The sequence below is a fragment of the Mycobacterium sp. PS03-16 genome, from assembly GCF_004570325.1.
Classification (GTDB): domain Bacteria; phylum Actinomycetota; class Actinomycetes; order Mycobacteriales; family Mycobacteriaceae; genus Mycobacterium.
On the sequence record NZ_SPQO01000053.1, the window covers coordinates 1 to 23621 of the forward strand.

Genomic DNA, 23621 nt, shown 5'->3' on the forward strand with positions numbered 1-23621 from the left:
TCCGATCGGGATGTCGGGTGCGCGGGTGGCGCTGCATGCGGCGTTGGAGCTCAGGCGCACCGGTGGCCGCTACGCCGTCGCGGCGCTGTGCGGCGCCGGCGGCCAGGGCGACGCCCTCATCCTGCGCGCCTCGGACAGCGCCTCGAACAGCGGAAAGGACTGAGCCATGGTCAATCTCACCCGCATCTACACCCGCACCGGCGACGGCGGCACCACCCGCCTCGGCGACATGAGCGAGACGTCGAAACTCGACCCGCGCCTCGAGGCGTACGCCACCGTCGACGAGGCCAACGCCCACATCGGCGTGGCGCTCAGCGTGGCCGACATGGACGACGCGGTGGTGACGATCCTGCTGCACATCCAGAACGATCTGTTCGACGTCGGCGCCGACCTCAGCACGCCGGTGGTGCCGGACCCGAAGCACCCGCCGCTGCGCGTCACCCAGGACTACGTCGACCGCCTCGAGAAGTGGTGCGACCAGTACAACGACGAACTGGAACCGCTGCGGTCGTTCATCCTCAACGGCGGTTCGCCGGCCGCGGCGTACCTCCACGTCGCACGCACGGTCGTGCGGCGTGCCGAACGGGAGGCTTGGCGCGCCTACGCGCAGTACGCCGAGTCGATGAACAAGCTGACCATCACGTATCTGAACCGGCTGTCGGACCTGCTGTTCATCCTCGCGCGCTACAGCAACCGCGAATACGGCGACGTCCTGTGGGTGCCCGGCGGAGCCCGCCTGTGACCCGGCCCGCACTGCACGACGCCGCCCGGTGCGACGCAGTCGATGCGCCCACCGAGCGCCGCGGCTACCCGGCGAGCCTCGACATCGCCGGTAGGGCGGCGGTCGTCTTCGGCGGTGGCGGCGCGGCCGTGCGCCACGTCGCGGCCCTGGTGCAGGCCGGCGCGTCGGTGAGCGTGGTGCACGGCGATGCCGACGCCACCATCGAGGACCTGGCCGACCGCGGTGTGATCGTCTGGCGCCGGCGAGGATTCGACGAGCGCGACCTCGACGACGTGTGGCTGGCGATCGCGGCCACCGGGCGCGCCGAGACCGACCGCCGGATCGTCCGCGCGTGTGAGGACCGCCGGCTGTGGTGCATCCGGGAGACCGGTGCACCACGCCGCCACGGACCCGGCGCCGGACGGGTGACGCTGGTCGGCGGCGGGCCGGGGGATCCGGGTCTGCTCACCGTCGCCGGACTGGAGGCGCTACGGGCCGCCGACGTGGTGGTGACCGATCGGCTGGCGCCGGTGTCGGTGCTCGCCGAACTCGGCCCCGGGGTGCGGATCATCGACGTCGGCAAGATCCCGTTCGGCAAGGCCACCCCGCAGCACGAGATCAACCGCATCCTGATCGAGCACGCCCGCGCCGGCAGCGCCGTCGTCCGGTTCAAGGGTGGGGACAGCTTCCTGTTCGGCCGCGGCGGGGAGGAGTGGATCGCCTGCGCCGCAGCGGGTGTGCCGGTGACCGTCATCCCCGGCGTGACGTCGGCGCTTGCGGTGCCGGCGGGCGCGGGCATCCCCGTGACGCACCGCGGGGTGACCCAGGGCGTCACCGTCGTCTCGGGCCACGTCGCACCGGACGATCCCGCCTCCACGGTGGACTACGCGGCGCTGGCCCGGGCGGGCACCACGCTGGTGTTCCTGATGGCGGTCACCACGCTGCCCGCCATCACCGCGAGCCTGATCCGGCACGGGCTGTCACCCGATACGCCCGCGGCGACCGTCGCCGACGGCACGCTGGCACAGCAACGCGTCGTGCGGGGGACCGTCGCCGACATCGCCGACACCGTGCGGGCCGAGGGCATCACGCCGCCGGCCATCACGGTCATCGGGGACGTGGCGGCCTTCGATCCGGCTGCCACGACCTCGGATGTCGAGCTGCCGCAAGAAATCTGGACGGCCGCGGCGCGCTGACGCGCTACCAGCCCCGCATCTGCAGTGGTGTCCCGATCGGTGCGAAGAAGCGTTCGACATCGCCCGGGCCGAGCCCGTGCAGCGTCGGCGGATTCCACTTCGGGTTGCGGTCCTTGTCCACGACGCGAGCGCGGATGCCCTCGGTGAGATCGGGATGGCGCGCGCAGTGCTGACCGACCCGCAGATCCTGGGCGAGGCATTCGGCGAGGTCGGTCATCTCCGCGGCCCGGCGTAGTCCCTCGAACGTCACGCTCAGCGCAGTCGGCGACGCACCGGTGAGCGCGGTGCCGGCGAGCTCGGCCACGTCGCTGTCACCCGCCGCCACCGCCGCGGCGATCCCGGCGACGGTCGACGCCCCGAACATGTCGTCGATCACGGCGCGCCGGTCGGCGATCTGCGACGGGGGCCGTCCGTCGAACTCCCGCAGCGCCTCGTCGGCCGAAACCTGCTGCAGCCGAGCGGTCAGCGCGTCGATCCGGTCGTCGGGAACATAGTGGTCGGCCAGGCCCATGTACAGCGCGTCGCCCGCGCTGAGGTGGGCGGCGGTGAGCGCCGCGTACACCCCGGTGCGCCCCGGGGCACGGGAGTACAGCCACAGCCCGCCCACATCGGGGGACAGGCCGATCAACACCTCGGGCATCCCCATCCGCGTCGAATCGGTGACCACGCGGTGAGCGGCGTGCGACGCCAAACCCATTCCGCCACCGAGTGTCAGGCCGTGTGCGATCGACACGACCGGTTTGGGTCAGGTGGCGATCAGGTGGTCCAGCCGGTACTCCGCGGCCCAGAAGTCGGCGAGCCCGTCGAGGTCGCCCGACACGATCATCGTCCGCACCCGCTTGATGTCGCCGCCGGCGCAGAAACCCCGCCGGCCCTCCCCACGGATCACGATGGTCTGCACCGACTCCTCGCCCACCGCCTCGTCGAGCAGTGTGGTGATCGTGTCGATCTCCTCCGGGCCGATCGCGTTGATCGCGGCCGGATTGCGCAGCGTGATCGTGGCCAGCCGCCCGGCGACGGTCAACGAGGGGCGGGCGGAGAGGTCCGCGGTCATGGGTGTCCTTCCGGGTGTCATACAGCACCGCCAGTGAGCGGGGCTCACTGGCGGTGCTGATCGGTCTGTCGACGTCAGGTGGTGGCGGCCGGTTCGACCGGCGCGTCCTCGAGGTCGTTGTTCTTGGTCTCGGGCAGGGCCAGCACGCAGAGCAGGCTGACCGCGGACAGTGCGGCGAGCAGCACGCCCACCCAGATGCTGGAGTAGTTCGCCACGATCTGCGCCGCCAGGATCGGCGGGATGGCCCCGCCGATGATGCCGCCGAGGTTGTAGCTCAGACCGGCGCCGGTGTACCGGAAACGGGACTGGAACATCTCCGGCAGCAGTGCGCCCGCGGGGCCGTTGGCGACACCGTAGATCGACAGCGTGACCGTCACGCCGATCAGGAACGCGAAGGGCGAGCCGGTGTCCAGCAGCGGGAACAGCAGTAGCGACCAGATGATCGCCCCGCCGTAGGCGATCGCGATGACCCGCTTGCGACCCACGCGGTCGGAGATGATCGCCGCGGCGGCGGTCACCACCGCGAGCACGGCGGCACCGATCATGCCGAAGCCGAGGATCATCGTGCGGGTGAAGTCCAGCGACGACATCCCGTAGCTGGTGAGGAAGGTGCTGCCGGTGTAGAACATCGAGAACACCGTCGACATGGCCAGACCCGAGATCAGGATCTGCCGCCACTGCTTCTTGAACGCCTCGGCGAACGGCAGCTTCGCCGGTGCGACCGAGGAGTTGCGGCTCTCGAGGTGCCTCTTGAAGACCGGCGTCTCGGCGATCGACAGCCGGATCCAGAGGCCGACGATCACGAGCAGCAGCGAGGCGATGAACGGGAAACGCCAGCCGTAGTCGAGGAACGCCCCACTGGTCGCTCCGACGGTGATGGAGACCACGAAGAACGTGCCGCTGGCCAGGAAGAAGGCGCAGGCGGGGCCCAGCTGCGGGTACACCGCCATGCGGCCGCGTTGGTGTTTGGGCGCGTATTCGGCGGTAAGCAGTGTGGCGCCGGCCCATTCTCCACCCATGGCCAGGCCCTGCAGGAAGCGCATGACGACCAGCAGGATGGGCGCCCAGATCCCGATGCCGTTCTCGAACACCCCGAACACGCCGGTGTTGTAACCGGGGAAGAAGCCGATCAGGACGGTCGACAGACCCATCATCAGCAGCGTCCACACCAGCGTCCGCTTACGGCCGATCTTGTCCCCGAAGTGGCCGAACACGATCGACCCGACAGGACGGGCGAAGAACGCGACGCCGAACGTGGCGAACGACGCGATGGTGCCCATCGCTGGGCTGCTGTCCGGGAAGAAGACCGACGGGAACACCAGCGCGGCCGCGGTGCCGTAGACGAAGAAGTCGTAGTACTCGATCGTGGTGCCGATGAGGCTGGCGGCGCCGACCTTGCGGAGGCCGCGACGCTCGGCGGCTCCTGCCTGTTCGGGTGTCAGAGTCGGGCTCTGTGGATGCATGTACGTCTCCAATAGGTGGGCGGATCTCTTTATGGTCCTACCACAACTGTGGTACGCGCCACAAGGAAACACCGCAAGTTGCCCCGACCACAGATGTTCATTTGACGTGCGGCAGGCAACGCGAGTATGGTCCTACCACACGTTGGTCGGCCGTCGGTCGACTCAGCCCTCGACGACCGGGAGATGTGCCCCGATGACCGTGCTCGACGACCGCGCCGAGTCGCGCGAGATGCCGGGCAGGCCCGCCCCGGTGACCTGGAAGCTGATCGTCGCCGTCGAGGCGCCGTGGACCGGTCAGATGTACTCCACCCGACCGGGCCGCGATCGCATCGCCTTCGACTCGGTCGAATCGTTCTGTGCGGCAATGCTCGCGCTCACCGACTGGCCGCTGCAGGCCCGCTCCGACGGAGCCGGTGCGCCGCACCGCGCCCCGGGCACGCGGCGCCGGACGGGAGCGCGGCGCGGGGAGCAGGCGCAGACACGGAAGTTCATCGTCGCCGCGGACCGTCCGTGGACCGGTGAGCTGTACCGGACCCGTCCGGGGCTCGGGCACCTGCACTTCGCGACGTTCGAGCAGTTCCTGCGCGCGGTCATGGACATCACCGGATGGTCGCTCGACTCCCGCGGCGACGCGGTGTGCGCGGCGGGACCGGGCCTCAGCCGGCTCGCTTGAGTGCGCTGAGGCCGACCGGACAGGGAGCGCCGCGCAGCACCGCGGAGAGCAGGGTGGCCGCACGGTCACCGTCGCCCGCCGCGATGGCGTCGACGATCAGCGCGTAGGCCTGTGCCCGGCCCGCCGGCGGGTCGTCGGGCGCGCCCATCGGTGCTGTGCCGTCGCGGTTCTCGATCTCACGCAGGGCCGTCCACAGCATCGTCGCCAGCGCGTTGTCGGCGATGTCCATCAGCTGGTCGTGAAACTCCGCCTCGAGGTCCCCGGCGCCGTCGACGGCGTCGCGCATCCGGGCGGTCAGCGAGCGCAGCGCGGCGATGTCCTCGACGCTTGCCGATACGGCGGCACGGTGGGCCGCCACCTGGGCGATCGACTGCCGATGCTCGCGCAGGTCCTCACGGCTGTACGAGGCCACCTGCAGGTGCAGGCGCAGCACCATGGCCATCCCGGCGACGCTGTCGTTGACGATCACCGAGCCCGCCGACGGACCGGACCCGGTACCCGCCTCGACCACCCCGACCGCCTCGAGGATGCGCAGCGCCTCGCGCACGGCGCCGCGGCTGACGCCGAGCGCTTCGGCGAACTGGCGCTCGGGTGGCAGGCGGTCGCCGGCGCGCAGCCGTCCCGTCCGCAGCCGGTTCTCGATCTCGGCCACGACCTGCTCGTGAGTGCGCATGCGCGGCAACGGTTCCCACTGCGCTGCAGTGCTGACAACGGCTCTCGCCATGATGACCTCCCGCAGGGATTCGGCGTCCCTGATCCGTGGATGTGACTGCGGGCCGTCAGGTCTGACTTCACCCCCGCCGCAACGGGGGTGTCACAGTAGCGCGACTGTGCTGGATTTCCACCAACTTCATCGGGCCCGCTGCAGTGATCGTAAGCCATCACGGGCGGATACGGCCAACGCGCCGGGCGGGGGGTACGAATGTTGCCGCGACGGCCCGCGTGTCGCGACGAGCGTGCGCTCACAGCGATTCTCCGGCCGGATCTCCGCAGTGTCCGCACGTTCGTCGTCGCGTCCACGTGGGCCCCGCCGAAGATTGCGCTGAGGGTCGCGGATTGGGCGTCTGCGACGACCGTGGGCGCAATGTCCGAGCCGGGCGCCCCCGACCTGGGCCCGGGCGTCAGGCGGCGCTCAGCCGGCCCACTTCATCTCACCGAAGCCGACGGCGCGGTAGAAGTCGCGGATGTGCGTGGTCACCCGCTTGACGGCCAGTTCGGCGTCGCCCTCGGCGATCGCGTCGACGATCGCCGCGTGCTCGTCGGCAACCTGCGCCATGGTGCTGACCGGGTCCTCGAGCTCACTGAACGCGGTGACCATCGCCTGGCGCAACGCCTCGCGCAGCGCCGCCATGAGCGCGGCCGCGAGGCCGTTGTCCGAGGCGCGGGCGATGCGGACGTGGAACGCGGTGTCGAGATCATTGAACGACGCGGTGGTGTGCACGCCGCGCATCTGCTCGACCAGCGACCGCAGTTCGGCGATGTCCTCGCTGGTGGCGCTGCGGGCGGCTTTGCGGGCGGCCAGGCCCTCCATCTGCAATCGGACCTCGACGAGGTCCTCCTGGGTGAATGAGGCCAGTTGCAGGTGGATCCGCATGACCATCGCCATGCCGGCGATGCTGTCCTTGACGATCATCGATCCCGACGACGGCCCCGAGCCGGTGCCCGCCTCGACCACACCGATCGCCTCGAGGATTCGCAGAGCCTCGCGGACCGCGCCGCGGCTGACCCCGAGCGCCTCGGCGAACTGCCGTTCGGGCGGGAGCCGGTCACCGGCCTTCAGCGTGCCCGCCACCAGGCGGTTCTCGATCTCGGCCACCACCTGCTCATGCGTGCGCAAGCGTGGAAGGGGCTTCCACTGCGACTGAGTATCCTCGGACACACCCGCACCTCTTCTTTACGCGAATCTCTCTCGCGAAGATCCCTGAGGATCCGATGGTACCGACCACATGTTGGTTTGCCCGAACATGCGGTCGGTACCGTCGGCCGGGTCAGAAGACCGGGGTCTCCTGGTAGCTGCCGAACACGTCGCGCAGCGCACCGGTGATCTCACCCATCGACAGGTGCGCGCGCACCGCCTCGATGGTCGCCGGCATCAGGTTGGCGTTCTCGTCGCGAGCGACGGCCAGCAGGGTGTCCAGCGCCTTCTGTGCCCGGTCCTGGTCGCGGTCGGCGCGGACCTGCTTGAGCCGGCGGATCTGGCGGGCCTCGGACTCCGGATCGAGCTGGTGCACCTCGATCTTCTGGTCCTCCTGGGCGTCGACGTACTTGTTGACGCCGATGACCGGGCGGTCACCGCTGGCCTTGCGCTTGGCGTAGTCGTAGGCGCTGTCGGAGATCTCCTTCTGGAAGAACCCCTGCTCGATGGCCGGCACCACGCCGCCCATCGCCTCGACCTTGTCCATGTAGGACTGGATGCCCTTCTCGATCTCGTCGGTAAGGGCCTCGACGTAGTACGAGCCGCCGAGCGGGTCGATCACGTTCGGGACGTTGGTCTCGTCGGCGATGATCTGCTGGGTGCGCAGGGCGAGCTTCATCGCCATCTCGCTCGGGATCGTGTACGCCTCGTCCAGACCGTTGGTGTGGATCGACTGTGCGCCACCGAGAACGGCGGACAGCGCCTGGATCGCGGTGCGGACGATGTTGACCATCGGCTGCGGCTTTGTCAGCGTGGCCGCCGCGGTCTGGGCGTGGAACCGCAGCCGCATCGAGTTCGGCTTCTTGGCGCCGAAGTGCTCCTTCATCATCTTCGCGTAGTAGCGACGGACGGCGCGGAACTTCGCGACCTCTTCGAACATGTCGGCCTGCGACACGAAGAAGAACGACAGGCGCGACGCGAACTTGTCGACGTCGACGCCGGCCTTGACCACGTCCTCGACGTAGGCCTTGGTGATCGCCATGGTGAAGGCGACTTCCTGGATCGCGTTACCGCCGGCCTCGCTGATGTGGTACCCGCTGATGTTGACCGGGTTGTAGCGCGCCATGTGCTCGGCGCCGTAGGCGACGCAGTCGCGCACGATGCGCATGCTGGGGCGGACCGGGAAGATCCATTCCTTCTGCGCTACATACTCTTTGAGGATGTCGTTCTGGATGGTGCCCGACAGCTTGTTGAGGTCCATCCCGCGGTCCTCGGCGACCGCAATGTACATCGCCATCAGGATCCACGCCGACGGGTTGATGGTCATCGACACCGAGATGTTCTCCAGGTCGATGCCGTCGAAGAGCGCCGCCATGTCGGGCAGCACGTCGATCGCCACGCCTTCGCGGCCGACCTCACCGAGGCTCATCTCGTGGTCGCTGTCCAGCCCCATCAGCGTCGGCATGTCGAAGTCGACCGACAGGCCGGTCTGGCCCTGGGCGATCAGGTACTGGAAGCGCTTGTTGGTCTCCTCGGCCTGGCCGAATCCGGCGATCTGCCGCATCGTCCACTTCCGGCCGCGGTACATCGTCGGGTAGGGGCCGCGGGTGTAGGGGTACTTCCCGGGCAGGCCGATCTCGTCATAGCTCTCGGGCAGGTCCTGCGGACCGTACACGCGCTTGACGGGCAGTCCGGCGCCGCTGACGTAGCTCTCGCGGGACTCGGGGGCGCGCTTGATGAAGTCGGCGAGCTCGTTGTTCTCCCACTCCTCGAGCTCGGCCTGGGCGCGCTTGCGCAACGCATCGCTGGCCAGGCGCAGCTCCTCGACGGTCGACTCCTCACCGGGGTTCGACAGCGGGTCGGTGGACAGGCCCTGCTTCTCGGCGGTCGTCTCGTCGCTGGGGGTTGACACTTGGTCGGTCATCACTTTCCTCTTCCATTGATGTCAGTGGGGTCTACGGCCATGGCGGTCAGCAGCCGGGCGGCGGCTTGTCGGGGTTCGTCCTCGCGGGCGATCAGCGCCTCGACGGCCGCGTCGAAGTCGCGCATGCCCGAGCGGAGTTTCTCGGCGATGAGAGCCTCTGCCGCCCACCGGATCCGTGTCGCGGCGTTACGCCGCTCGACGTCCTTGAGGCCGCCGTGCTCGGCCATCCAGGTGCGGTGCTCGGCGGCCTGGTCGAGCAGGTCGGCGACGCCCTCACCGGTGGCGGCGGTGGTCTTCTGGATCGGGACGTTCCACTGCTGAGCCTCCCGGTGGGCCAGCCGCAGGGACTCCCGCAGCTGCTTGACGGTGAGGTCGGCACCCGGTCGGTCGGCCTTGTTGACCACGTGGATGTCGGCGATCTCGATCAGGCCCGCCTTGATGGCCTGGATGTCGTCACCGAGGCCCGGCACGCTGACCACGACCACGGTGTGGGCGACGCTGATCACGTCGACCTCGGCTTGTCCGACGCCGACCGTCTCCAGGATGACGACGTCGTAGCCGGCGGCGTCGAGCACGACGATCCCGTCGAGCACCGCGCGGGACAGTCCGCCGGTCGCACCGCGCGAGGCCATCGATCGGATGTAGACGTCCTTGCGGCCGGCCAGTTCGGTCATCCGGATCCGGTCACCGAGGATCGCGCCGCCGGAGTATGCGCTCGACGGATCGACGGCGAGGATCGCCACCTTCAGCCCCCGGGTCACGTACTCCCGCGCCATCGCGGTGACCAGCGTGCTCTTCCCGCTGCCCGCCGGACCGGTGATGCCCACGACGTGGGCGCGGCCGCTGTCCTTCCAGATCTCGGCGAGCAGTTCGGACGCGGCGTCCGAGCGGCTCTCGACCAGGGTCAGCGCACGCGCCAGCGATACCTGCGAGCCGGCGCGGATGCGGTCGGCCATCGCGACGATCGGTGACTCCGTGGCGATCCCGCTCATGACGGCGATCCCCGGTCGACGGATTCGAACAGGTTGCGGTCGTCGATCACGCGGCGCGCCTTGAAGTCCGTACGCTCGAACGTGGCCGGCGGCACCGTCACGACCTTGGCGCCGACCCCGAGCACGTTGCGCAGATCGTCACCGACCTTCTTGACCCAGACATCCTGCGCCACCGAGGCTTTCTGGGCGTCGAACTCGCACTGCACCAGCAGCTCGTCCATCGCGGTCTCGCGGCTGATGATGATGCGGTGCTCGCCGCCGTACCCTTCGGCGCTCATCACGATCTCGTCGATCGCGTTGGGATGCACGTTCTCGCCGCGGATCTGGAACATGTCGTCGATCCGGCCGTAGATCCCCTTGGGCAGGAACGGGTAGGTGCGGCCGCGCGCCGCGTCCGGGGCCTCCCAGCTGGTGAGGTCGTTGGACAGCAGGCGGATCATCGGTTGCGAGGTGCGCTCGAGCGTGGTGTACACCGGGGTGCCCTCGCCGCCGTAGGGCACCCGCCGCATCGTCGCCGGATCGCACACCTCGGTGTAGACCAGGTCCTGCCAGGCGAAGACGCCGGGCTCGTTGTTGCTGGCGCCCAGGTGCATCCACGGTGCGACCTCACCCATGCTGCCGGAGTCGTAGACCTCGACGTCGAACGCGTCGATGATGCGCTGGCGGATCGCCGGCACACTGGCCCCGGGCTCGCCGGAGAAGAACATCTTGCGCAGACCGATGCCGCGCGGATCGATACCGTTCTCGACGGCCACCTCGGCGAGGCGCAGCGCGTAGGACGGCGTGCCGTAGAAGACCGTCGCCGACATCTGGCGCATCCACTGCAGCGTGCGCAGGCTCTGGCCGGAGAAGCCGGCGCCGAACGGGAACACCGCGGCGCCAAGGCGTTCCGCGCCGCTGTAGGCGCCCCACGACCCCCAGTACTGGGTCAGCGGTGAGCCGATGAGCACGACGTCGGACGGCCGTATGCCCATCCCCCACATCACGCGGGCGTGGGCGTTGGCGACGGCCACCCAGTCCCGCTGGTTGATACCGAAGGCGGTGGGACGCCCGGTGGTGCCCGAGGTGCCCTTGATGTGGGTGACCTCGATCGGGTCGATGCACAGGTAGCTGCCGTAGGGCTGGTTCGCCGCCTGGTCTTCGCGCAACTCTTCCTTCTTGACCACCGGAACCGTCTCGAAGATCTCGAGTGAGGTGATGTCACCGGGTTCCAGCCCCGCCTCGGACCATTTGCGGCGGTAGAACGGTGCCCGTTCCCAGGCGTAGGCCATCAGCTCCTGGATGCGGCCGAGGATCGCCTCGTCGCGCTGCTCGGGATCCATGGTCTCGCGCACGGGGAACCAGTGCGTCTGGTCGGTGGGCGGCCGGTAGTCGGCGTCGTACGCCGGCGGCCAGCTCCACGACTCCATGGATGCCATCAGGAATTCGCCTCCACCGGGGCGGCGGCCTTGATGGTCTCGACGATCTTCTCGGGGGTGGTGTCCTGGCCGAGCACCGCCTTGACGCCCATCTTCTGCAGTTCGATCTCGTCCTCGTCGGGCATCACGCCGCCGGCGACGATGGTGAAGCGGGGACGCTCCTCCATCGAATCGAGGATCTCGAAGATCTTGGTGAAGATCGGCATGTGCGCACCGGACAGCAGGCTGACGCCGAGGACGTCGACATCCTCCTGGGTGGCGGCCTCGATGACCTGGGCCGGGCTGCGGTGCAGTCCGGTGTAGATGACCTCCATGCCCGCATCGCGCAGCGTGCGGGCGACCACCTTGACACCGCGGTCGTGTCCGTCGAGACCGATCTTGGCCAGCATCACGCGGATGGGCAGCGCCGACGGTTGATTCATGTACTCACCTGTTCTGTGGGGCGACCAATCTGTGGTTCGACCATAGACCAGGCAACGTGACCCGCGCAACAACGAATGCCGCCTGCGGTGAGCGCCACAGGCGTCACCGCAGGCCGCATCCTCCCCTCGAATCCAGTCAGTCCAGTTGCAGCCTCAGATCGGCCAGCCATTCCGTCGCGGCCGCGCGCGGCGTCAACTCGCCGGCCCGCACCCGCCGCCGCAGCTCGTCGAGCCGCGCGGACCCCGCCATCGCCTCGTGCAGCAGCGCGGTGACGTGGTTGTCGATGTGGCGCGTCAGCTCCCGGCTCTGCTGGTCCTGCCGCCGGGCCAGCCGCCGTCCGGAGGCCTGATCGCGTGCGTCGAACTCCCGCAGGGTCGTCCACAGACCGTCGACGCCCTCGCCGGTCAGCGCGACCGTGCAGCACACCGGTGGCATCTCGCCGTGGGCGTGCCCGGCGCCGACGGCCAGGGCCTGCTTGAGGTCGCGCACGAAGCGCGAAGTCTCCGGCCGGTCGGCCATGTTCACGACGAACAGGTCGCCGATCTCCATGATTCCGGCCTTGTTCATCTGCATGGTGTCGCCGAGGCCGGGCACGAGCACCACCGCCACGGTGTCGGCGACGGTGAGCACGTCGAGCTCGACCTGTCCGACACCGACCGTCTCGACGATGACGACGTCGTACCCCGCCGCATCGAGCACCTTGACCGCATCGCGCGCGGCGCGCGCCAGGCCGGTCGTCGACCCGCGGGTGCCCATACTGCGTATGAAGATGCCCGGATCCTGGCTGTGTGAGGACATCCGCACCCGGTCGCCGAGCACCGCGCCGCCGGTGAGATGGCTCGACGGGTCGATCGCCAGGATCGCGACGGTGCGCCCGTCGGCCCGCATCTGCCGGGCCAGCACGTCGACGAGCGTGCTCTTGCCCGAGCCGGGGCTGCCGGTGATGCCGATGACGTGGGCGCCGGCCGACCCGCCGAGCGACAGGTCACCGGCGACGTCGGTGACCTCGCCGCGCTCCACCCGGCTGATCAGCCGGGCGATCTCGCGTTCAGACGCCAGACCGGCCGACGTCGCGTTGCGCATCCCGGTCATGGCGCCGCCGGGGACGGGGGATCGACGCGCACGAGGCGGTCGACGCCCCGTTTGACCGTCCAGCCCGCCTGCTCGCGATCCCATCCCGCGCCCGCGGCGGTCTCGGTGGCGGCGCGCAGCGTGCGCTTGAGCACCTTGCCCGTCGGCGTTTTCGGCAGCTCACCGATGAACTCGAGGTAGCGGGGGACGGCGAAGTAGGGCAGCCGCGCGACGCAGTGGGCGAGTACCGCCACCGGATCGGGCGCGGTGGTGCCCTCGGCCACCACGAGATAGGCCTTGATGTCGTCCTCACCCTCCTGGGCGGGGGTGGCGATCACCGCGGCGTCGGCGATGTCGGGCAGTTCGGTGAGCGCCACCTCGATGTCGTAGGCGGTGACGTTCTCCCCCTTGCGGCGGATGCGGTCGTTGAGCCGGTCGAGGAAGTAGAAATAGCCGTCCGCGTCGCGCCGGCCGGCGTCGCCGGTGTGGAACCACAGGTTTCGCCACGCCTCGACGGTGCGCTCGGCCATCTGGTTGTAGTGCAGGAACGTGGTGAACGGATACCGCGGCCGGACCACGATCTCGCCCACCTCCCCGTCGGGCACGGGCTCGTCGGTGGCCGGGTCGACGACCGCGACCTCGAACCACTCGTCGAGCGCCTTACCGCAGCTACCGGGCCGCAGCGGCTCGTCGATCGGCCGGTAGATGGGCAGACAGATCTCGGTCATGCCGTACGCCTCCACGCAGGTGGTGGCGAAGCGGCGCTCGAAGGCCTCGGCGATCACGGTGGGCAGCGGGATCGTGATCATCCGCCGCACCCCGTGGTCGGCGTCGTGCGGTCCGGGCGGCCGGTTGAACACGTACTGCGCCATGACGCCGAGCAGGCTGGTGACGGTCGCACCGCAGGCCCGCAGGTCGTCGAGCCAGCGGCTGGCGCTGAACCCCTCGGCCAGCACCACCTCGGCCCCGGTCATCAGGCACGGAAGCACCTGCATGAACTGGGCATTGGCGTGGAACATCGGCAGGCAGACGTAGTAGACGTCGTCGGCGCCGATCCTCAGCTGTTCGACGACGTGCGCGGCGAACGTGTGCATGTGGGCGTGGGGGACCACCACCCCCTTGGCGGGGCCGGTGGTTCCGGAGGTGTAGATGATCGACGCCGGATCCGAGTAGGAGACCTCGGCGTGCGGCACCGCGCCCGGAGTGGCGTCGAGGTCGGCCAGCGTGAGCGTCGTCCAGGGCAGTGTCGCCGCCGCGCCGCGGACGGCGACGGTGCGCAGCCCGTTCAGCTCGCCGGCGACGTCGCGCAGCGCGGACGCGTAGGGCGCGTCGATGATCGCCACCTTCGCCCCGGAGTTGTTGGCGACGTGCACCAGGCTCGGGCCGCGGTTGGCGGTGTTGACCGGAACCTCCACGGCGCCCAGCACATTGACCGCGAACCAGCAGACGATCATGTCGATCGAGTTGTCCATGACCAGCAGCACCCGGTCGCCCTTGGTCACCCCGAGCGCGGCCAGGCCGACCGCCCGGCGTTCGGTGCGGGCGAGCAGTTCGCCGTAGGTGAGGCGGTCCCCGGTCAGCGTCCGCACCGCACACCGGTCGGGATGCTCGGCCGCCGCCTGCCGCAGGAACGCGGGCAGCGTGAAGCCGCGACGGTCGCCGGTTCCGAAGCGGTGCAACGGATCTCGAGCAGCGGGCCGGGGCGCGGAAGCGACCGTCATGCCTCGACCCGCTGGGCGCCGCGGGTGTCCGCCACGCGCTCGGTGATGAACGACACGATGTCGGCGGTGTCGGTGCCCGGCGGGAAGCAGCCGTCGATGCCCATCCGGCCGAGCTCCTCGATGTCCTCCGGCAGCAGGCTGCCCCCTGCGATCATCAGGATGTCCTGGGCGCCGGCCTCGTCGAGCCGCTCCTTGAGCTCGCGCATCAGCCGGACGTGCTGCGCCGACAGGTTCGAGACACCGACCACGTCGACGTCCTCCTGGACGGCGGCGCGGGCGACGTCGGGGATGGTGGTGCGCAGGCCGGTGTAGATGACCTCCATACCGGCGTCACGCAGGGCGCGGGCGACGATCTTGACGCCGACGTCGTGTCCGTCGATGCCGGGTTTGGCGAGCAGTACGCGAATCATGGGATGCCTTCCGGGAAGTCGGGGGAGGTCGGGAAGTGGGGGTAGTGGCTCAGAAGATGGGCGGCGCGATGTACTCGCCGACCTCGGCGATGACCCGCTTGACGATCTCGCCCTGCGAGGCGTGCGCCGTGCTGGCCGCGATCACGGCCTCCATGACGTTGCCGCCGTCCGCGACGACCTTCTGCAGGTCGTCGAGCGTGCGCTCGACCTGCGAGGCGTCTCGTTCGGCACGGACCTTCTCCAGCCGGCGGATCTGCTCCTTCTCGGACTGCTCGTCGACGCGGAACGTCTCGATCGGGCGTTCGCCCTGCGTGCCTTTGAAGTCGTTGACGCCGACGATGGTTCGCGTCCCGTTCATGATCTGCAGCTGCTGGGTGTGCGCGGTGTCGGACACCGTCCGCTCCAGCCAGCCGCTCTCGACACCGCGGATGGCGCCGCCCTGCTCGTCGACGCGGGCCATCCACTCCCAGGTGCGGCGCTCGATCTCGTCGGTCAGGCTCTCGATGTAGTACGAACCGGCCAGTGGGTCGACGACGTTGGTGATGCCGCTCTCGTAGGCCACCACCTGCTGGGTGCGCAGCGACATCCGCTGGGCGAACTCCGACGGGATCGAGTAGGCCTCGTCGAAGCACGACACCGCCATCGACTGCACGCCGCCCAGCGCGCCGGCCATCGCCTGCAGCGCACCGCGGATCAGGTTCACCTCCGGCTGCTGGTAGGTCATGGTGCTGCCGCCGGTCTGAACGTGCGTGCGCAGCTTGGCGTTCTTCGGGTCGGCGCCGAACCGCTCGTGGATGAGCTGTGCCCACACCCGGCGGGCGGCGCGCAACTTGGCGATCTCCTCGAGGAAGTCGTTGTGCACGTTGAAGATGAACGAGAAGCGGCCGATGAAGCTGTCGATCGGCAGCCCGCGGCCCAGCAGGTCCTCGATGTAGGCGATCGCGTGGGCGAACGTGAACGCGAGCTCCTGATCGGCGGTGGTGCCGGCCTCGCGGATGTTGTAGCCGTTGAGGCTGATCCCGTTCCAGCGCGGCATGTGGATCGAGCAGTACTCGATGAGGTCGCACGCCAACCGCACCGACGGGGCGGGCGGGAAGATGTAGGTCTTCTGGGCGTAGAAGTCCTTCAGCGGGTCGTTCTGCACGGTGCCGCCGAGCTTGCGCAGGTCGAATCCGCGCATCCGGGCGGCCGCGACGTACTGCCCGACCAGGACGAACGCCGGGTGGTTGATGGTCATCGAGACGCTGATGTTCTCCAGGTCGATGCCGTCGAACAGGTCGTACATGTCGGGCAGCGTGTCGATCGCGACGCCGGTGCGGCCCACCTCGCCGACCGAGCGGGGATCGTCGGAGTCCAGGCCGATCAGCGTCGGCACGTCGTAGTCGTTGGACAGACCCGTCTGACCCTGCTCGATGACGTACTTGTTGCGTTCGTTGGTCTCCGGGGCGGTGCCGAGCCCGACCACCTGTCGCCGGGTCCACTGCCGGGTCCGGTACATGGTCGGATGCGGCCCGCGGGTGTAGGGGTACTGGCCCGGTGCGCCCAATTTGGCGTCGGGATCCCAGGATTCGAGCCGGGAGGCGTCGTAGACGGCGTCGACCGGGATGCCCGAGAGGGTCTCGTGGACGTCCTGGGCTTCGGGCGTGCTGGCGGCGCTGTCGTCGCGGCGGAGGTCTGAGACGGTCATTCGCTTCCTTCGGTCTGCGTCACTTGTGGGGCCGAGTGTGATGCCTGCTACTATGGACTCTGGATCCAGGATTTGCAATACGTCGGCCGCGGCGTCCGAATCACCCCGGCCGTCCCGTCCCGATGCGCAGATTGGTGGTCGCCCATGCCCCAGCAGACCGTTGCCCAACTCATCGCCGACCGCCTGCGCAGCCAGGGGGTGCGCCGGATCTTCGGTCTCTGCGGCGGGCACATCCAGCCGCTGTGGGATGCCGTGTCCCGCGCCGGGATCGAGATCGTCGACGTCCGCCACGAGGCCGCCGCGGTGTACATGGCGCACGCAACCGCCGAACTGTCCGGCGAGCTGAGCGTCGCGATGGTGACCGCGGGGCCGGGCCTGACCAACGCGGTGACCGCGATGTCGAACGCCTACGTCTCGCGCAGTCCCGTGCTGGTCCTGTCCGGCCGGCCCCCGCGCCCGCAGACCGGGATGGGCGCGATGCAGGACATCGACCAGGCCGGCATGGTCCGGCCGATCTGCCGCCTGGTCGAACAGGTCTCCGAACGTCACCACGTCATCCCGCGCCTGGACAAGGTGATCGGCGCGGCGCTGGGCGCCGCGACCGGCGCCACCGGACCGGCCTATATCGACTTCCCGACCGATCTGCTCGACGAACCGGTCCACGACGCCGACGTCCCCGCGCTGGCGATGCAGCCGCGCGTCGCCGCCGAACTCGCCCCGTCCCCCACGGCGGTCGCGTCGGCGGCCGAGCTGATCCGCGCATCGTCGCGCATCGTCGTCATCGGCGGCCGGTCGGTGCGCGCGGCCGCCGCCGAGGTGCGCACGTTCCTCGACGGCGCGCAGGCGCTGTACCTCGACTCCGGCGAGAGCCGCGGCGCCATCCGCGACGACGTGCCGTGGTTCGTGCCCGCCGTGCGCGGACGTGCGATGAGCGAGGCCGACCTCGTCATCACCCTCGGCAGGCGGCTGGACTTCCAGCTCGGCTACGGTTCGCCCGCCGTGTTCTCGCCGGATGCCCGGTTCTTGCGCATCGGAACATGTTTCGAGGAACTCGGCGAGAACCGCCGCGGCGACGTCGAGGTGCTCGGCAGCACCGGACCGGTGCTCGCCGCACTGACGGCGGCCGGTGCGGCGCCGGCCACGCCCGACGCCGGCTGGCTCGAGGACATGCGCACGGCCAACGCGGAGCGCGCGCGCAAGCTCGCCACGAAGTTGACCTCACCCGATGTCGACGCCGAGGGCCGGATGTCGCCGAACTTCGTGGTCGGTGCGGTCAACGATCTGCTCACCGACCGCGCCGTCGCGGTGGCCGACGGTGGCGACATCCTCTCGTTCGCCCGGGTCGGCCTGCGGCCGGTCGACTACCTGGACTGCGGTGCGCTGGGCTGCCTCGGCGTCGGGGTTCCGTTCGCGATCGCCGCCGCGCTGCACCGGCCCGACGAACCCGTCATCGCGGTGATCGGCGACGGCAGTTTCGGCTTCACCGCGATGGAGATCGACACCGCGGTCCGGCGCGGGGCGCGCGCGGTCTTCGTCGTCGTCAACAACGAGGCGTGGAACATCGAGCGCCACGACCAGGTTGACCGCTTCGACAACAACCTGGTGGGCGTGGACCTGCCCGGCTGCCGGTACGACCTGCTCGCCCGCGCGTTGGGTGCCCACGGCGAGCGGGTGGAGGACGCCGGCGAGCTGGCCGATGCGCTCAAGCGGGCGCTGGACAACGCCCCGGCGGTGGTCGACGTCGTGGTCTCGCGCACCGCCAAGTCGCCCGACTACCTCGGGGGGCTGGCCGCGGTGCCGCCCCGCCAGGCGGTCGGCCCGTGGAACGCCGCAGAGTATGAGCGGTATGCCCGGTAGTGAGCCGCCGGTCATAATAGCCCGTGGATCCACGGGTGTCCGTGGGACGACGCCGAACATCAGGAGGCTGGGCGTGAGTGGTGACCCACACGGCGCGATCACGCTCGGCCGCCACAACGCGTCGAGCTTCGCCGCGCTCAGCGCGCTGCCGCCGCGGGACTCCAGCGCGCTGGCGCGGTCGGTCCGCGACCGGCTGCGCCTGGCCATCGTGCTCGAGGAGCTGCCTGCCGGTGTCCGCCTCAACCAGGTGGCCGTGGCCGAACAGCTCGGGGTGAGCCGGATGCCGGTCCGGGTGGCCGCCGCCGATCTCGTCGTCGAGGGGCTGCTGGAACCGCTGCCCACCGGCGGGGTGGCGGTCAAGGCGCTGTCCGAGCAGGATGTCGAGGCGGCCTACCGGGTGCGTGAGGCGCTCGAGGCGCAGGCCGTCCGGGAGGTCGCGCAGGCCCGTCCGGAGGCCGGGTTGCAGAAGCTGGCCGCGGTGCTCGAGCGCCACGAGGAACTCGGCGGCGCGAACGACACCCAGGTGCTGCTCGAACTGGACCGGGCGTTCCACTGGACCATTCTCGAGGCGACCGACAACCCGTACTTCAGCCGCGCGATGGTGCCGATGTGGTCGGTGGTCGAACGCGCCATGGTGGGCATGCTGCGGACCGTTCCGGACATGTTCGACCTGGCGTGGCGCGAGCATCGCGAGATCGCCGAAGCACTGGCCGCAGGAGACGCGGATCTGGCCGAGCAGCGCGCCAGGGACCACATCCGCGGTTCGGCGGCGAAATTCACGAAATCCATTTCGGGCGGGTAGCCGAGCGCCGTCTCGACCCTCCGCACCGCTGACCCGCTCGTGGGCCGGCGGGGGCGGCCGACTGCCCGCATGCGTCCGATCCCAGGAGACCGCCTTGAGCGCATCGAGTGACGAGCCGGCCGCCGGCGAACCGGGCCGGCGCGCCATGCGGGCCGGCGTCATCGCCATGCTGCCGATCCTCATCGGCATCATCCCGTTCGCGGCCGTGGCCGGACTGGCCGGAACCCACAACGGCTTCACCGTGTTCGAGACCGCGGCCTTCTCGCTGCTGGCGTTCGCCGGCGCCGCGCAGGTGGCGGCGCTCGACCTGATCGGCAACGGCGCCGGAGCCGGGGTGGTGATCGCCACGGCGCTGATCATCAACGTGCGGTTCATCGTCTACTCGGCGACGCTGGCCCCGATGTTCGCCGATGCGAGCCTGCGGCGGCGCACGGTCGGTTCCTACCTGCTCGTCGATCACGCGGTGCCGCTCACGCTGACCCGCACCGAGGACTGGCCGCGCCGCGACAAGGTCGCGTTCTACACCGGTGCGTGCCTGATCTTCTGGCTGACCTGGCAGATCTGCTCGTTCGTCGGGTCGTTCTTCGGGTCGCTGCCCAACACCGGCGTCGTCGCGTTCGCGGTGCCGATCTCATTCCTCGCGCTGCTGGCACCGCAGCTGCGGGACCGGCCGAAGCTGTTCGCCGCGATCGTCGGTGCCGCGGTGGCGGTGGTGGGCGCCGACCTGCCGGCCAACCTCGGCATGATGCTGGGGACCTTCGCCGGGATCGCGACCGGCGTGGCGTTCGGATGGCGTGCGGCCGGGCAGCAGGCGGCGTGATGAGCACCGCGACGATCTGGTGGGTGATCCTGGCGATCGCGGTCGGCGGGTTCGCGCTGCGGGCCGTTTTCATCCTCGTGCCGATCCTGCCGAGGAACCTGCCGCCGCGGCTGAGCCTGGTGCTGCAGATGGTGCCCGCCGCTGCGTTCGCGGCGCTGGTGGCGCCGTCGGTGTTCCTCGAAGACGGCCGCTTCGAACTCATCTCACCCGCGACGCTCGCGGGGGCGATCGCGCTGCTGGTGTCGTTCCGGTGGAACAACCTGGCGCTGAGCATCGTGTGCGGGCTGGTGGCCTACGGGTGCCTCGACCTCGTGCTGTGAGCGTCGAGGTGGTGGCCGAGCCGGATGAGGCAACCGTTGGCCGGGGCCCGGCCGCCGTCGACCGCCCACAGCCGCAGGGCTTCCCGGATGACGTCGCCGTGGGTGACCACCACGACCGGGCCGTCCATCGCCGACAGTGACGGGAACAGCCGCCGGATACGGTCGGCGACGTCGTCGCGCGATTCCCCCTGCGGCACCGGCTCATCCGTGGCGAGGGTGGCCTCGTGCCGCTCACCCTCGGCGGTCGGCCTGCCCTCGAAGACACCCCAGTGGCGTTCGCGCAGCAGCGGGGTCAGCACGACCGGCACCTCGAGGTGCGTGCCGATGATGCGCGCGGTGTGCGCGGCGCGGTTCAGGTCGGAGCTCACCACGCGGGTCGGGCGGTGTGGGGCGAGTTCCTCGGCCGCCGACAGTGCCTGCCGCTCACCGCGTGCGGTGAGTGCGGGCCACGGCTTCTGGCCCTGCATCACCCCGGCGCGGTTCCACGTCGACTCGCCGTGGCGGACCCAGAACGCGTCGACGGTCACCGCGGATCAGCTGTAGTCGAAGAAACCCCGACCGCTCTTGCGGCCGAGCAGGCCGGCGTCGACCATGCGCGCCAGCATCGGCGGGCACGCGTACTGCGGTTCCTTGAATTCGTCGTAGAGCGAGTCCGCGATCGCGCGCACGGTGTCGAGTCCGATGAGGTCGCTCAGCGCCAACGGTCCCTGCGGATGCGCGCAGCCCCGCACCAGGCCCTCGTCGATGTCCGCCGCGCTGGCCACGCCCTGCTCGACCATGCGGATCGCCGACAGCAGGAACGGGATCAGCAGTGCGTTCACGACGAATCCGGCGCGGTCCTTGCAGTCGATCGCGTGCTTGCCGAGCACGTCCTGAACGAAGGTGCGGGCGCGCTCGGTGGTGGCCTCGGCGGTCAGGTAGCTGGGCACCAGTTCCACCAGCGACAGCACCGGTACCGGATTGAAGAAGTGCACGCCCAGCACGTTGTGCGGGCGTGCGGTGGCGACGCCGAGCTTGATGATCGGGATGGACGAGGTGTTGGACGCCAGGATGGCCTCGGGGTCGGTGACGATGCCGTCGAGCTCGCGGAACAGCGCGGTCTTGACGGCCTCGTCCTCCATGATCGCCTCGATGACCAGGGTGCGGTCGGCGAGCGCGCCGAGGTCCGAGCCGATCTCGATGCGCCCCAGGACGTCGGCGGCCGAGTCGATCTTGCCGCGCGCCTCGGCCTTCGCCAGCGACTTCTCCAGCCGTGCGCGGCCCGCGTCGACGGCGGCGGCGCTGGTCTCGACGACGGTCACCTGCTGTCCGGAGCGTGCGCAGGTCTCGGCGATCCCGGCGCCCATCAGGCCGCAGCCGACGACCCCCACCTTCTCCGCTGTGCTGGTCATCGCTGCCTCTCCACTAGTCGAATGGACCACTGTGTGGTCCTACCTTAACTGAACGTTCTGTGATCGCCGCAACACCCGGCCGCCCGGCATGGCCGGGCGCACACGCAGCAGGCTGACCGCGGCCGCGATGAGCGCGGCGCCCACCCCGACGCGGCGGGCCAGCCGGACCGTCGGCGGGATGTCGGCGGGCGCCGGGGGCCGGCCATCGCCCATCAGCGCCCGGTGTTCCTGCCGGTTGCCGTAGTAGGTGTTGGTGCCGCCGAGCCGGACGCCCAGGGCGCCGGCGAAACTCGCCTCGACCACCCCGGCGTTCGGGCTCGGATGGTCGCCCGCATCACGCCGCCACGCCCCCAGCGCAGCCCGCGGGTCGGGGCCGCACGCGACGGTGAGCAGCCCCGACAGCCGCGAACCGGGCAGCCCCAGCAGATCGTCGAACCGCGCCGCGGCCCACCCGAACCGCTCGTAGCGGTCGTTGTGATGACCGATCATCGCGTCGAGGGTGTTGGCGGCGCGGTGGCCGAGCAGGCCGGGCACCCCCGCGACGGCCGCCCACGCGTAGGAGGCGACGACGGCGTCGCTGGTGTTCTCGGCGACCGATTCGATGACCGCCCTGGCGGTCTCGTCCGGCGACAGGCGGGTGGTGTCCCGCCCGACGAGGTGGCGCAGCCGCTGTCGGGCACCGGGCAGGTCGCCCGCGCTCAGCAGCGCGTGCACGGCGGTGGCCTCGCGTTCCAGGGAGCGGCCGCCGAGGACCGCCCAGGTGGCCGCGGCCGTCAGCAGCATGTGCGGCAACGGCCGGCGGACGGCCCGTTCGGCCGCCACTGCCGCGGCGACCGTCCCGCCCACCAGCACCGCGACGTGCGCGACGCCATGCGCGCGGCGGTCGGCGTACAGGCGCCGCTCGAGCGCCGCCGCCACGCCGCCGAACCCCGCGACGGGATGGAACCGGCGCGGATCCCCGAGCAGCCGGTCCGCGGCATGCCCGAGCAGCAGCCCGGCCGCCCTGGAGGTCATCCGGTGCATCGTGCGCCGCCTACGATCGTCGGATGCGGGTTCTGGTGACCGGAGGCGTGCGGTCGGGCAAGTCCGGCCACGCGGAAAGCCTGCTGGCCGGCGCGTCCGGCGTCACCTACGTCGCGCCGGGGCGGCCGGCCGACGGGTCCGATCCGGACTGGGATGCGCGCGTCGGCCTGCACCGGTCCCGCCGGCAGGCCGACTGGGTGACGGTGGAGACCGCCGACCTGGGCGCCGCGCTGCGCGACGCAGCGGGGCCGGTGCTCATCGACTGCCTCGGCACCTGGGTGACCGCGGTGATCGACGGTGCGGAGCTGTGGGAGGCGTCGTCGGACGCGGTGTCCGACGCGGTCGGCGCCCACCTCGACGTGCTGTGCACTGCGCTGCGCCGAGTCCCCGACGTGGTGCTGGTGACCAACGAGGTGGGTCTGGGCGTGGTCCCCGAGCACCGGTCGGGCCGGCTGTTCCGCGACGTGCTCGGCACCGTCAACCAGCGGGTGGCCGCGGTGTGCGACGAGGTGCACCTGGTCATCGCCGGCCGGGTGCTCACGCTCTGACACATGTTGCGCGCGAACGATATTCATCCGAGAGCCACCAGCATCGCGGTCAGCGTGACCTCCACCGCCGCGCCGTAGACGTCGCCGGTCACCCCGCCGAGGCGGCGGGTCACCCGGCGCAGCAGCGCGGCCACCACGAGCAGTGCGACGCCCACGGCCAGCGCGCCGCGCCACGGCGGCATCCCGACGGTCCAGGCCGCCCCGGTCAGCGCGAGCGCGGCCAGGACCCACACCAGCGCGGCCCCGGCGCGC

The 23621-nt window shown here is 70.3% G+C and carries 23 protein-coding genes and 2 pseudogenes; 9 read left to right on the plus strand and 16 right to left on the minus strand.

What is annotated here, in order from left to right; genetic code table 11:
* From E4P42_RS25390 to cobA, 3 genes and pseudogenes are all read left to right on the plus strand, one after another.
* Window positions 1-163, plus strand: a pseudogene (locus E4P42_RS25390) (hypothetical protein); the annotation flags it as partial.
* Window positions 164-166: 3 nt separating this feature from the next.
* Complete coding sequence (locus E4P42_RS25395; protein WP_135129281.1) at window positions 167-742, plus strand: cob(I)yrinic acid a,c-diamide adenosyltransferase; 576 nt, start codon at window positions 167-169, stop codon at window positions 740-742.
* Window positions 739-1917 carry a uroporphyrinogen-III C-methyltransferase gene (gene cobA, locus E4P42_RS25400; protein ID WP_245234231.1) on the plus strand — a complete coding sequence of 393 codons (1179 nt, stop codon included), beginning with the start codon at window positions 739-741 and terminating at the stop codon, window positions 1915-1917. Before E4P42_RS25395 ends, cobA begins: the two co-directional genes overlap by 4 nt.
* Window positions 1918-1921: 4 nt before the next feature.
* Here the strand turns inward: cobA and E4P42_RS25405 are convergent.
* Both E4P42_RS25405 and E4P42_RS25415 read right to left on the minus strand, forming a co-directional pair.
* Window positions 1922-2992 (minus strand): annotated as a pseudogene (locus E4P42_RS25405) (enoyl-CoA hydratase/isomerase family protein).
* Between the two features lie 53 nt (window positions 2993-3045).
* Window positions 3046-4434, minus strand: a complete 1389-nt coding sequence (locus E4P42_RS25415) for an MFS transporter (RefSeq protein WP_135129287.1) — start codon at window positions 4432-4434, stop codon at window positions 3046-3048.
* 193 nt (window positions 4435-4627) lie between these two features.
* Between E4P42_RS25415 and E4P42_RS25420 the strand changes: the two genes are divergently transcribed.
* Window positions 4628-5107 carry a hypothetical protein gene (locus tag E4P42_RS25420; protein WP_135129289.1) on the plus strand — a complete coding sequence of 160 codons (480 nt, stop codon included), beginning with the start codon at window positions 4628-4630 and terminating at the stop codon, window positions 5105-5107.
* On the opposite strand, the gene E4P42_RS25425 is transcribed toward E4P42_RS25420, so the two are convergent.
* The 10 genes from E4P42_RS25425 to E4P42_RS25470 all read right to left on the minus strand — a co-directional run bounded on the left by E4P42_RS25425 (window position 5091) and on the right by E4P42_RS25470 (window position 16608).
* Window positions 5091-5831, minus strand: a complete 741-nt coding sequence (locus tag E4P42_RS25425; protein ID WP_135129291.1) for a FadR/GntR family transcriptional regulator — start codon at window positions 5829-5831, stop codon at window positions 5091-5093. The genes E4P42_RS25420 and E4P42_RS25425 overlap by 17 nt on opposite strands.
* Before the next feature lie 408 nt (window positions 5832-6239).
* Window positions 6240-6986 (minus strand): FadR/GntR family transcriptional regulator, encoded by a 747-nt coding sequence (locus tag E4P42_RS25430; RefSeq protein WP_135129293.1) that lies wholly within the window; start codon window positions 6984-6986, stop codon window positions 6240-6242.
* Between the two features lie 109 nt (window positions 6987-7095).
* Complete coding sequence (locus tag E4P42_RS25435) at window positions 7096-8886, minus strand: methylmalonyl-CoA mutase family protein (protein WP_135129295.1); 1791 nt, start codon at window positions 8884-8886, stop codon at window positions 7096-7098.
* Window positions 8886-9878, minus strand: coding sequence for a methylmalonyl Co-A mutase-associated GTPase MeaB (gene meaB, locus E4P42_RS25440; protein ID WP_135129297.1), 993 nt, complete (start codon window positions 9876-9878; stop codon window positions 8886-8888). The genes E4P42_RS25435 and meaB (E4P42_RS25440) overlap by 1 nt, the downstream gene beginning before the upstream one ends.
* Window positions 9875-11296, minus strand: coding sequence for a phenylacetate--CoA ligase family protein (locus E4P42_RS25445; RefSeq protein WP_209305874.1), 1422 nt, complete (start codon window positions 11294-11296; stop codon window positions 9875-9877). Before E4P42_RS25445 ends, meaB (E4P42_RS25440) begins: the two co-directional genes overlap by 4 nt.
* Entirely contained in the window at window positions 11296-11718 is a 423-nt protein-coding gene (locus E4P42_RS25450) for a cobalamin B12-binding domain-containing protein (protein ID WP_135129299.1), read from the minus strand. The genes E4P42_RS25445 and E4P42_RS25450 overlap by 1 nt, the downstream gene beginning before the upstream one ends.
* Window positions 11719-11854: 136 nt before the next feature.
* Entirely contained in the window at window positions 11855-12811 is a 957-nt protein-coding gene (meaB, locus tag E4P42_RS25455; RefSeq protein ID WP_167759632.1) for a methylmalonyl Co-A mutase-associated GTPase MeaB, read from the minus strand.
* On the minus strand, window positions 12808-14511 hold the full coding sequence (locus tag E4P42_RS25460) for an AMP-binding protein (protein WP_135129301.1): 1704 nt from the start codon (window positions 14509-14511) through the stop codon (window positions 12808-12810). The genes meaB (E4P42_RS25455) and E4P42_RS25460 overlap by 4 nt, the downstream gene beginning before the upstream one ends.
* Window positions 14508-14921, minus strand: coding sequence for a cobalamin B12-binding domain-containing protein (locus E4P42_RS25465; protein ID WP_135129303.1), 414 nt, complete (start codon window positions 14919-14921; stop codon window positions 14508-14510). Before E4P42_RS25465 ends, E4P42_RS25460 begins: the two co-directional genes overlap by 4 nt.
* 49 nt (window positions 14922-14970) lie before the next feature.
* A complete protein-coding gene (locus E4P42_RS25470; RefSeq protein WP_135129305.1) occupies window positions 14971-16608 on the minus strand; it encodes a methylmalonyl-CoA mutase in 1638 nt (545 codons plus the stop codon).
* Window positions 16609-16752: 144 nt separating this feature from the next.
* Between E4P42_RS25470 and E4P42_RS25475 the strand changes: the two genes are divergently transcribed.
* The 4 genes from E4P42_RS25475 (at window position 16753) to E4P42_RS25490 (ending at window position 20407) form a co-directional block, all read left to right on the plus strand.
* On the plus strand, window positions 16753-18465 hold the full coding sequence (locus E4P42_RS25475) for a thiamine pyrophosphate-binding protein (RefSeq protein WP_135129307.1): 1713 nt from the start codon (window positions 16753-16755) through the stop codon (window positions 18463-18465).
* A 73-nt stretch (window positions 18466-18538) separates the two neighbouring features.
* The gene (locus E4P42_RS25480; RefSeq protein WP_209305875.1) at window positions 18539-19267 is read left to right on the plus strand and encodes a GntR family transcriptional regulator; all 729 of its coding nucleotides are present in this window, start codon (window positions 18539-18541) and stop codon (window positions 19265-19267) included.
* A 94-nt stretch (window positions 19268-19361) separates the two neighbouring features.
* Entirely contained in the window at window positions 19362-20087 is a 726-nt protein-coding gene (locus tag E4P42_RS25485; protein WP_135129311.1) for an AzlC family ABC transporter permease, read from the plus strand.
* On the plus strand, window positions 20087-20407 hold the full coding sequence (locus E4P42_RS25490) for an AzlD domain-containing protein (RefSeq protein ID WP_167759633.1): 321 nt from the start codon (window positions 20087-20089) through the stop codon (window positions 20405-20407). The genes E4P42_RS25485 and E4P42_RS25490 overlap by 1 nt, the downstream gene beginning before the upstream one ends.
* Here the strand turns inward: E4P42_RS25490 and E4P42_RS25495 are convergent.
* The 3 genes from E4P42_RS25495 to E4P42_RS25505 are packed head-to-tail and all read right to left on the minus strand — an operon-like array spanning window position 20380 to window position 22821.
* Complete coding sequence (locus tag E4P42_RS25495; protein ID WP_135129315.1) at window positions 20380-20934, minus strand: histidine phosphatase family protein; 555 nt, start codon at window positions 20932-20934, stop codon at window positions 20380-20382. The genes E4P42_RS25490 and E4P42_RS25495 overlap by 28 nt on opposite strands.
* Window positions 20935-20940: 6 nt before the next feature.
* Window positions 20941-21798, minus strand: coding sequence for a 3-hydroxybutyryl-CoA dehydrogenase (locus E4P42_RS25500; protein WP_135129317.1), 858 nt, complete (start codon window positions 21796-21798; stop codon window positions 20941-20943).
* 39 nt (window positions 21799-21837) lie between these two features.
* On the minus strand, window positions 21838-22821 hold the full coding sequence (locus tag E4P42_RS25505; protein WP_135129319.1) for a cobalamin biosynthesis protein: 984 nt from the start codon (window positions 22819-22821) through the stop codon (window positions 21838-21840).
* 23 nt (window positions 22822-22844) lie between these two features.
* Between E4P42_RS25505 and E4P42_RS25510 the strand changes: the two genes are divergently transcribed.
* Window positions 22845-23369, plus strand: a complete 525-nt coding sequence (locus E4P42_RS25510) for a bifunctional adenosylcobinamide kinase/adenosylcobinamide-phosphate guanylyltransferase (RefSeq protein WP_135129321.1) — start codon at window positions 22845-22847, stop codon at window positions 23367-23369.
* Between the two features lie 23 nt (window positions 23370-23392).
* On the opposite strand, the gene E4P42_RS25515 is transcribed toward E4P42_RS25510, so the two are convergent.
* A partial coding sequence (locus E4P42_RS25515) for an adenosylcobinamide-GDP ribazoletransferase (RefSeq protein WP_209305877.1) occupies window positions 23393-23621 on the minus strand: 229 nt, incomplete at its 5' end.